Here is a 9576-nt window from a genome sequence, read left to right as displayed (position 1 = left end):
TAAATCAATAATTGAGTAAGCTATCAGCTTATGTGCTACGCACACGCTACTTGAGGTGCTACCAGCTTAAGCGCTACAGATGGTGCTACTTGAGGTGCTATTAGCTTATGCCTATAGGGCAGGCTACATCGAACAGCTTTTGAATCAAATAAGCTGACCACTGACCACTGACCACTGACCACTGACCGCTGACCGCTGACCGCTAAATTCTTACCTTACAACCCCGCTTTTTCCCGTACCAGAGGATCGAGAATTGTCAGCAAACTCAAGGGCATCAGCTCTTGACTAAGGGATTGAGCATAGGCAGCACTCAGATAAGCTTGGTACTCTGATTTACCAGCAATATAGGTTTGGAAAAATGCTAAACTCAATGCCTTCATATACTCCTGAGCAATAGTTGGGTCAGGACCAACCACTGCCTCAGGTAAGGGGACATCATCTTCTGATGGGGCGAGGGTGGAAAAGTGGGTTCCTCTCTTGAGCAATACTAGATACTTCTGTAGAGTTGTCAGCCAAGTAAAGGGTTGAATCTGTTCTGGTAACGCTGGCGCTATGGTATCACCACTACCAGCGACTACCATCAGCGGCACTTGAATTTCGCTAAGTTGGGATTTTCCTAAGACTGTGCTAGTAATTGGATTAATTGCGATCGCACCTTTAATCCGTTGATCCGATAACTGATAGTCCTGTGGTGGCAAGTCAAAGGCACGACACTGAAGTAGTAGGGATATATTCAAGGTATCCTGATTTAAAGGAGCGCAATCCTTTTGCAATTGCTCAAAATTGATCTCGGCTCCAGCAAGAGCTAAGGATGTGTAACCCCCAAAGGACTGACCTAATACTCCCACCTGTTGCAAATTTAACTGCCCTTTAAAGGAACTTTCTAGTTCATCCAGTAACAACTTAATATCCACAGGACGGTTAATAAATTCTGATGGTGGAGCTGCCTCTTTGGCAAGACCAGTTAACAAAGCCTGTATTTGATCCGCATTACTGCCTGGATGTTCCGGTACAGCCACAGCAAATCCATGGGATGCCAGGTGACGGGCTAAGTACTCAAATGTCTTCCGTTCTGAACCCAGTCCGTGGGAAATAACAATCACTGGTGCTAACCCTTCCCTTGGGGACTCTGGCAAATACAAGTCAACGGGAAACTCTCGGCGACGGCTGAGGTGATCGAAGGTAATGGTTTGCTTGGCATAGTTGACTGAACCGGGTTGCCGTAAGTCTAGGGAAAAATCGGATAAACCTCGCTCTGTCTGGGCTGCGGCTTCCTGCTCTGATGCCTGTTCCACTGCTGCAATGGCGATCTGGGTTTGCTGAATCAGCTTCGATAAGTCATCAATAATTTCAAAACCCCGTTGTGAGTTAATCCGAATGCCGTAAGTCGGAAATTCCTGCAACACATTCAAAATCGTCAACCCTTCTGGCTTAAAAGCGGCTTTGATTAAAGCAGCTCGAATGGCATAGAAACCGGGTTGACGAGCTTTGGTTTGTATGACTTCACCTACCCGTTGTAGAATTATTTCCCCTTGAGGTGAGTAGAGGAATTGAGCGATCGCTACTGGTGTGACATCAATGGGAGTGATTAAGACCTCCCGCAGTTGTTTGAATTCTTCCGGCTTTACATACCCCGCATAGAAAGCTAAGGATGGCTCAACTTTGCCAACTGTCGCATAAACTTCTAGAGCTGCGATCGGTAGAGAAAACTCGATTGGACCATAGGAAATATAGATTTTCTCTGCTGCCTCAACTGGTGCATAAATCATCACTGGGGTGACCAACAATCCTAGATTCAGCAGCAGCCATCTTAGTCTAGTTTGTGGTTTACCTTTTGCGAATCTGAACATATAGGGTTTCCAAATGATTTGTAAAACTAGATTGTCATTTTTTCTAATACAAAAAACGCTGTATTACCTAATATTGTTATGTATCCGGAGTTTTGTGTTCCCTAACGCATTTCATTATTTGTTCACATCTCAAATGTAAATACTATAGCGCTACTACCTGTTCCCGACTCCCCACTCCCGACTCCCCACTCCCTAGTGCTGAATCGGGCCAGACATTTGTATTATTTAATAAGGATTTGTCAATTTTTGATGACATTTAGGGCTAGATTAAATAGACTGGGATTATGTTATAGCGAAATTTTGTGGTAGAGTGAATAACTCTAGCCAAGATTCAAGGTTGTTTTCCTAGAAAAGACTAACTAGTTTTTTAGTCTTTTTTGGGAGAATGGCTATGATTTTTTAAGATAAATATGATAGCGTCTTAAGATGGTGCATCTTAACAAAAACTGGGGAGCTATAAGGTGCTCATTCCAGGTAAATAGTACACTTTGTTTTCTGGGCAATTGTGTGTATAACTGTGGCTATGGGAAACTAGTTTACTCATTGAATACAGAACATGAATACGTTAAAAGGACGCGATTTTCTAGGCTTCACAGACCTCAGTGCTAGTGACATTCAGGAACTATTGGATAAAGCCACTAAGTTAAAAAAAGGTCAGTGGAATCCTAGGTGCAATAAGGTTTTGGGATTATTGTTTTATAAGGCTTCCACACGAACACGGGTTAGTTTTTCCGTAGCTATGTACCAACTAGGCGGTCAGGTGATTGACTTAAATCCCAATGTCACCCAAGTTGGTCGTGGAGAACCGGTAGTAGATACAGCGCGAGTGTTAGATCGGTATTTGGATATTCTAGCAATTCGTACCTTTGAGCAAAAACAGTTGGAAACCTTTGCTGAATATGCCAAGATTCCAATTATTAATGCTTTGACTGATTGGGAGCATCCCTGTCAGATTTTAGCCGATTTGTTAACGATTCAGGAATGCTTTGGAACACTGGCTGGTTTGACATTGACTTATGTTGGCGACGGTAATAATGTCGCTCATTCACTAATGTTGGGCTGCGCTCTAATGGGAATGAATGTCAGAGTCGCCACACCACCAGCTTATCAACCTGATAGTGCTATTTGTGAGCTTGCCCTGAAAACCGCAGCTAGCCGCACAGAAGTAATGGTTACCAATGACCCAATAGCTGCTGCCAAGGAATCTCAAGTAATTTATACTGATGTTTGGGCAAGTATGGGTCAGGAAGCTTCAGCTGAGGAGCGAATTCCAATTTTTGAGCCTTATCAAGTTAATCAACAGTTGTTAGACCATGCCGACCCATCAGCAATTGTACTCCACTGTTTACCCGCTCACCGGGGAGAAGAAATTACAAACCAGGTAATCGAAGGCTCGCGATCGCGTGTTTGGGACCAGGCCGAAAACCGTTTACATGCTCAAAAAGCTTTACTGGTCAGTCTTTTAGGGGTTGAGTGAATGGTAAGGGAATAGGGAATAGGGAATCGGGAGTAGGGAATCGGGAATCGGGAGTAGGGAGTCGGGAGTCGGGAGTCGGAACCCACCCCTAACCCCTCCCAGGAGGGGAACGGGAATCGGGAATCGGGAATCGGGAATCGGGAATCGGGAAAAAATCCTGTTTACTTCATAGCTAGGAAAAATGCTATGACTCCCCATCTCCGGTTTCTCCCCATCTTCGGTTTCTCCCCATCTCCGGTTTCTCCCCATCTCCGGTTTCTCCCCATCTCCCCACACTTAACACACTTACCACCCTCCAAAACCGAACAATACTCTGGACAAATGACAATAGTTGATAGTACCAATGTTCTATAGAGCAATCACTAAGAACGACCATTTTTTGTCAAGAGTCTTATGGAAAACCTCACATCTGCTCAACAAGAACTCTACGATTGGCTGGTTAATTATATTCGGGTGTCACACCATGCCCCTTCGATCCGGCAAATGATGAGAGCAATGAACTTGCGCTCACCAGCACCGATTCAGAGTAGGCTGGAACATTTGCGTAGTAAGGGATATATTGATTGGACGGAAGGAAAAGCCCGGACGATTAGGCTGCTGCGGCATTCTAATTTGGGAGTTCCTGTCTTAGGAGCGATCGCAGCCGGGGGCCTAGTGGAACCCTTCACCGACACAGTTGAGGAGTTGAATATATCTGGCTTCTTCCACCAACCAGGTAACTTTGCTCTGCGGGTTACTGGAGACAGCATGATCGAAGACTTAATTGCAGAAGGGGATGTGGTGATTATGCGACCAGTGCCTGATCCCGATGACATCAAGAATGGTTTAATTGTCGCGGCACGGGTGGATGGACATGGTACAACCTTGAAACGTTTCTATCGTAAGGGTCACAAAGTTACTCTCAAACCCTCTAATGCTAAGTACCACCCCATAGAAGTGATGGCAAAACATGTTCAGGTTCAAGGAGTATTAGTTGGTGTCTGGCGGGGATATGAGCAGCATCTAACACCAGCAGCGATACATTAGACTTCCCAACAGTTGTCCGGAATAGGGAACAGAGTTTCCTATTCCCTGGGCTATAATTAGTCTCTACGACTCTTCATTATCATCTTCCTCTTCTGCCTCTCTAATCGCTTCATCTAGCCGGTCATTAGCATCCTTAGCTAGCTTAACAAAACGCATACTTGATGCTAATCCCACACTGGTAGTAACTATTCCATCAGATAGCTTGTTGGACATTAATAATCCTGCCCCGATTAGACCCACAATCCCGCTTATAATTGTAGCCCCGACAAGCAAGTTAAAGGCAAGCTTGGCTTGACGAATGCGCTCGTTAAAGTAGGTGGTTTCTGGGTCAGATTCTTTGTTTGATTTAGACATGATTTATTCAGCCTTTAGTTGAGTAACCCTCTTATCTCCAACTATAGGCTCAATAAATTAATATTAGTAATTTGTGATTTCAAAGTTCACTTAGTTCACGATTTTTACTATTGGTGAATATCAAAAAATATCTCCGTGATTAGTTGTTCACTGCTTTCTAAAAAATCGTGAAACTAGGGAATAGGTAGTAGTTGATGTAGGGTGGGCAGTAAGTATAATCCCGATGGTAAGCTTTGGAATTAGTATGATTACTGCCCACCTTACGATTGATTTTACTCTATCTTACAATTAATTTTCTGTTGGTGGGCAGAGAAGTTGATGTAGGGTGGGCAGTAAGTATAATCCCGATGGTAAGCTTTGGAATTAGTATGATTACTGCCCACCCTAGGATTCATTTTACTCTATTTTACAATTAATTTTCTGTTGGTGGGCAGAGTAGTTGATGTAGGGTGGGCAGTAAGTATAATCCCGATGGTAAGCTTTTAAATTGGTATGATTACTGCCCACCTTACGATTCATTTTAGCAAAAATTTATACAACTACTATTTTATAATTTATTTTCTGCTGGTGGGCAGTGCCGATTTAACCTGCTACAAGCTTTGAAATTGCTATCAAGCACTGCCCACCCTACGATTCATTTTACTGACTACAAGCTAAAAAAAAATATAGGAACACTGCCCACCCTACGATTCATTTTAACTTACGATTCATTTTACTATATTTTACAATTTATTTTCTGCTGGTGGGCAGTGCCAATTAAAGCTACTACAAGCTTTGAAATTGCTATCAAGCACTGCCCACCCTACGATTATACGATTTATTTCACTCTCCACAATCTCCATATTTCGTAATAAAAAAAAATCTCTAAATACCTTGACAAATGATTAATTTATAAATATATTAATAATATAATCAATTTACACGAGTCACGATTCATGACCAACAACATTCCGCCTAACTCCAATGACAATAACACCCCAGAAAACCCTGGTCGCAAACGTAAGAAAGTCAAGCACTTATTGGTTGGTTCTCCTGAACAAGTTCGGAAGACAATTCTTGCCATTTATGGCCTTAAGTACGCCTACCCCGATGAGTGGAGCACTCCCGAGCCTACGGGGAAGCCCGGTGAGGTTATGAGCAGCTTGATTCGCTATTTTTATGTAGACTAGGATAGTAATTTGCCAGCGATGCAGCGCGGTCTTGGGGGTTTCCCCCATGAGCGACTGCATCAAGACAGGGTTTTGACGCCCTGGCGACCATAAGTGAAACTTGTTTTGTGGAGGTTAGTTTACTGAGTTAGAAGTTGGAATGTTGTTGTTTTGGATCAGTTGCTGACTTAAGCATTCAGTGGTCAGCGGTCAGCCGTCAGCCGTCAGCCTATGCGCTACGCGCACGCTACGCGAATGGCTAATAGCTGATTGCTGATTGCTGATAAGCTGATAGCTAATAAGCTGATAACTGATTGCTAATCAGCTGATAGCTGATCAGCTGATTAGCTCAGCAATACTTGTAATGGCTTATATATTAGAATTCGGTCAAGAATTGCTTAACCAAAACTTGACCGAATTTTTTTTGGTAAGCTATCAGCCGTCAGCAGTCAGCGGTCAGCGGTCAGCCGTTGGCCTTTGGCTGTTCGCGTAGCGTGCCCGTAGCGCATAAACTGATAGCTGATAGCTGATAGCTGATAGCTGAATGCTTACGAACAAACTTCACGTTAGTTCACGGCTCTTCACATCTTCACATTAGTGAAACTCCAAGAAAATCTCGGTGATTATTTTTTCACTGCTAAAAAAAACTTCGTGAAATTATTGTCTCTATCTTGATGAAATCATCAACAATACTTTAAACTAACTATAGGACTACCTAGGGCACAAGCAGCGATCGCCTATGATTAGTAAAGAAGCCTTCCAGGAAAAATTCAAGACCATGCCTTGGAAAAGGCGACAAGTGTTGGAGGCGGTGGTGGGCGGCAAGAAAGATAAAGAAATCCAATACAAAGTGCTAGATGCCACTCATGACTCTAGTGTAAGAAAGCATATTCAACAAATCTATCAAGACTTTGATATTGAAGCTAACGGTTGTAAGAGTCGTTGTGACTTAGTTGAAATCGTTAATACCTATAAGCCGGAATTAGTGGCTGAACAAGTATTAAAAGAGTGCGGGTTGTCATCGTCTCGACCTAGAGCTGATCAAGAGATTTATATTGAGCGCCCACCCATGGAAGCTCGTTGTTATCAGGAAATTGTTAAACCAGCAGCGTTAATTCGGATTAAAGCGCCGAAACTGATGGGCAAAACCTTACTGATTCATAAGATTATCGCCCATGACGAAAAACAGGTTTATGGCAGGGTTTACTTAAACATGAATGGGCTAGATTTCACTAATTTAGATATATTTTTAAAGTCGTTTTGTGGACAAGTTGGTAACAAACTGAAATTGGCCAATCAGTTGCAGACCTATTGGGATGATAGTTTTTTTACCAGTGTAGACAACTGCACGGCCTACTTTGAAGAGTATTTGTTAGACTCTTTAGAAAGTCCATTAGTGTTGTGCTTGGATGACCTTGATCGAGTGTTTCAGCATCAAGAGATTGCGGAAGGATTTCTGCCCTTGCTCCGTAGTTGGCATGAGAGTGGTAAGTTTGAGGATAGTTGGGAAAAACTGCGCTTGGTGGTGGGTCATGCCACGGAAATTTATATTGATTTAGATATCAATAAGTCGCCGTTTAATGTGGGAGTACCTATAGAGTTACTAGAGTTTAATGCTCAGCAGGTTAACGAGTTTGCCGAGAGTTATGGGTTGACCTTATCTGTGGATTCAATAACCAAGCTGATGGCAATGGTTGGGGGACATCCCTATTTATTGTCCCAAGCTTTTTATCATATGAATAATCACCAAGCAGTAGAAAATACCCTGGATAAATTTTTGGATTTAGCCCCCACAGAAGCAGGAATTTATCGCAGTCATCTGCTCTCACTCTTAACTAGTATTCAAGAGCATCCCCAATTGCTGGACGCTGTTAAACTATTAGTTAGTACAGCCAAGCCGGTGCGCCTAGATGCTAATATAACTCGCAAGTTGGAAAGTATGGGACTGGTTCAACGCCATGGGAATGATTGTAGTTTGAGATGTAATTTGTATCGTCAGTATTTTAGCGATCGCATTTTAGGGAGTAGGGAGTAGGGAGTAGGGAGTAGGGAAGAGGCAATAGGCAAGAGGAACCCACCCCTAACCCCTCCCAGGAGGGGAAGGCAATAGGCAATAGGAGTAGCGTAGGTTGCGTTACTCCCCCATCTCCCCGCGCCCCCGCCCCACACTCCCCGCGCCCCCGCCCCACACTCTCCACACTGTTCCCTGTTCCCTATTCCCTGTTCCCTATCCAAAAATGACCAATCAACAATCAACAATCTACAAAGTAGGGGGGAGTTTAGCTCAAGATGAGCCCACTTATGTGACCCGAAAAGCTGATCACGAGCTTTATCAGGCATTGATGGCTGGGGAGTTTTGTTATGTGCTGAACTCCCGACAGATGGGTAAGTCCAGTTTGCGGCTACGAACCATGGAAAAGCTAACAAAGGCGGGAGTAGCTTGTGCCTCTATTGATGTGACCAGGATTGGCAATCAAGTAACCTCCCAGCAGTGGTATGGTAGTTTGATGAGAAGTCTGGTTACTAGTTTTAAATTAAAGGAAAAAATCAAGCTAATCCCTTGGTTAAAAGAGCGTGAACAATTATCACCAGTGCAGTGGTTAGATGAGTTTATTGAGTCGGTTATCCTAGAAGAAATAAGTCAACCGATTGTTATTTTTCTCGATGAAATTGATAGTATTATTAAAGTTACGTTTAAAGATGATTTATTTGCCTTAATTAGGGCGTGTTATAATCAAAGATCCGAAAATCCAGCCTACAATCGTCTAAGGTTTTGTTTGCTCGGGGTGGCAACTGCAGCAGATTTAATTCAGGATAAACAGCGCACCCCCTTTAATATTGGTCGGGATATTCAGTTAACTGGGTTTACCTTTCAGGAAGCCAAAGAGCCTTTGGTTCTGGGTTTGGTAGGCCAGGTGGATAATCCTGAACAGGTTTTAGGTGAGATAGTAAACTGGACGGGGGGACAACCCTTTCTGACTCAGCGGTTGTGTCGTTTGGTGGTCGAGACCTGGGCATCGGGAAATAGTCTTTCCGTAGAACAGATAGTGCGTACCCAGATCATTGAAAATTGGGAAACCCAGGATGAACCGGAGCATTTGAAGACTATACGCGATCGCATTCTCAGAAATGAGCAACGGGCTGGTATGCTGTTGGGTTTGTATCAGCAAGTGTGGGATCACGGTTGTATAGCTGCTGATGGGAGTGAAGAACAAACGGAATTAAGGCTATCGGGGTTGGTGGTTGAGTGTCATGGCTGTTTAAAGGTTAATAACCGGATTTATGGGGAGGTTTTCGGACCCGATTGGGTCAAGAAAGAATTGGCCAGACTGCGCCCCTACGCTGAGGCGTTTACCGCTTGGGTTGATTCTGGGCGTAACGATGACTCTCGACTGTTGCGCGGGAAAGCATTAGAGCAGGCCGAACAATGGTCTAGTGGAAAAGCCTTAAGCCATTTGGATTCCCAGTTCTTAAGAGCTAGTGAGGTTTTAGATAAGCGAGAAGTCCAAAAGGCTTTGGCAGCGGCTGAGAAAGAGGCTAGTGAAATATTAGCCAAAGCTCAACAGAAAGCTAAGCGAACCATACGCAGAGGGGGAATTGTACTGGGTTTGTCCTTAGTTGTGGCAATTGTGGCGGTGGTGACTGGTATCAAAGCTAGACAAGAAATAAAGGAAGCCCAATTAGGCACACGACTAGAACGGAAAGGGCGTTATATTTTAGA

Annotated in this window: 9 protein-coding genes; 5 read left to right on the top strand and 4 right to left on the bottom strand. The window is 43.6% G+C overall.

All coding sequences use genetic code 11. The features are described from left to right. Positions 1–215: 215 nt before the first annotated feature. On the bottom strand, positions 216–1850 hold the full coding sequence (locus F6K20_RS12060) for an alpha/beta hydrolase (RefSeq protein ID WP_008190184.1): 1635 nt from the start codon (positions 1848–1850) through the stop codon (positions 216–218). Positions 1851–2406: 556 nt separating this feature from the next. Between F6K20_RS12060 and argF the strand changes: the two genes are divergently transcribed. Next, the gene (gene argF, locus F6K20_RS12055; RefSeq protein WP_008190182.1) at positions 2407–3327 is read left to right on the top strand and encodes an ornithine carbamoyltransferase; all 921 of its coding nucleotides are present in this window, start codon (positions 2407–2409) and stop codon (positions 3325–3327) included. On the opposite strand, the gene F6K20_RS12050 is transcribed toward argF, so the two are convergent. Beyond that, a complete protein-coding gene (locus F6K20_RS12050) occupies positions 3313–3576 on the bottom strand; it encodes a hypothetical protein (protein WP_154659959.1) in 264 nt (87 codons plus the stop codon). The two genes, argF and F6K20_RS12050, sit on opposite strands and share 15 nt — an antisense overlap. A gap of 144 nt (positions 3577–3720) precedes the next feature. On the opposite strand from F6K20_RS12050, the gene lexA reads away from it, so the two are divergent. Further along, positions 3721–4353, top strand: a complete 633-nt coding sequence (gene lexA, locus F6K20_RS12045) for a transcriptional repressor LexA (RefSeq protein WP_287266088.1) — start codon at positions 3721–3723, stop codon at positions 4351–4353. Positions 4354–4416: 63 nt separating this feature from the next. On the opposite strand, the gene F6K20_RS12040 is transcribed toward lexA, so the two are convergent. Beyond that, a complete protein-coding gene (locus F6K20_RS12040) occupies positions 4417–4707 on the bottom strand; it encodes a TRADD-N-associated membrane domain-containing protein (RefSeq protein WP_008190174.1) in 291 nt (96 codons plus the stop codon). A gap of 935 nt (positions 4708–5642) precedes the next feature. Here F6K20_RS12040 and F6K20_RS12035 point away from each other — a divergent pair. Beyond that, entirely contained in the window at positions 5643–5876 is a 234-nt protein-coding gene (locus F6K20_RS12035) for a hypothetical protein (RefSeq protein WP_287266089.1), read from the top strand. A gap of 718 nt (positions 5877–6594) precedes the next feature. Further along, entirely contained in the window at positions 6595–7890 is a 1296-nt protein-coding gene (locus F6K20_RS12030; protein WP_287266093.1) for an AAA-like domain-containing protein, read from the top strand. Here F6K20_RS12030 and F6K20_RS12025 read toward each other — a convergent pair. Then, entirely contained in the window at positions 7859–8044 is a 186-nt protein-coding gene (locus F6K20_RS12025; RefSeq protein WP_287294827.1) for a hypothetical protein, read from the bottom strand. The genes F6K20_RS12030 and F6K20_RS12025 overlap by 32 nt on opposite strands. Before the next feature lie 48 nt (positions 8045–8092). On the opposite strand from F6K20_RS12025, the gene F6K20_RS12020 reads away from it, so the two are divergent. Further along, positions 8093–9576: AAA-like domain-containing protein (locus F6K20_RS12020; RefSeq protein ID WP_287294825.1), on the top strand; the 1484-nt coding region annotated here is incomplete at its 3' end.

This window comes from Moorena sp. SIO2C4 (assembly GCF_010672485.1).
GTDB classification, from domain to species: Bacteria; Cyanobacteriota; Cyanobacteriia; order Cyanobacteriales; family Coleofasciculaceae; genus Moorena; species Moorena producens.
This window is presented reverse-complemented; position numbering and strand designations above follow the sequence as displayed.

What these genes read in the sequence shown, in the direction of transcription:
- F6K20_RS12030 (WP_287266093.1), top strand. Translation starts at nt 6,595, where the DNA reads ATGATTAGTAAAGAAGCCTTCCAGGAAAAATTCAAGACCATGCCTTGG.
- F6K20_RS12060 (WP_008190184.1), bottom strand. Translation starts at nt 1,850, where the DNA reads ATGTTCAGATTCGCAAAAGGTAAACCACAAACTAGACTAAGATGGCTG.
- argF (WP_008190182.1), top strand. Translation starts at nt 2,407, where the DNA reads ATGAATACGTTAAAAGGACGCGATTTTCTAGGCTTCACAGACCTCAGT.
- F6K20_RS12035 (WP_287266089.1), top strand. Translation starts at nt 5,643, where the DNA reads ATGACCAACAACATTCCGCCTAACTCCAATGACAATAACACCCCAGAA.
- F6K20_RS12050 (WP_154659959.1), bottom strand. Translation starts at nt 3,576, where the DNA reads ATGGGGAGAAACCGGAGATGGGGAGAAACCGAAGATGGGGAGAAACCG.
- lexA (WP_287266088.1), top strand. Translation starts at nt 3,721, where the DNA reads ATGGAAAACCTCACATCTGCTCAACAAGAACTCTACGATTGGCTGGTT.
- F6K20_RS12040 (WP_008190174.1), bottom strand. Translation starts at nt 4,707, where the DNA reads ATGTCTAAATCAAACAAAGAATCTGACCCAGAAACCACCTACTTTAAC.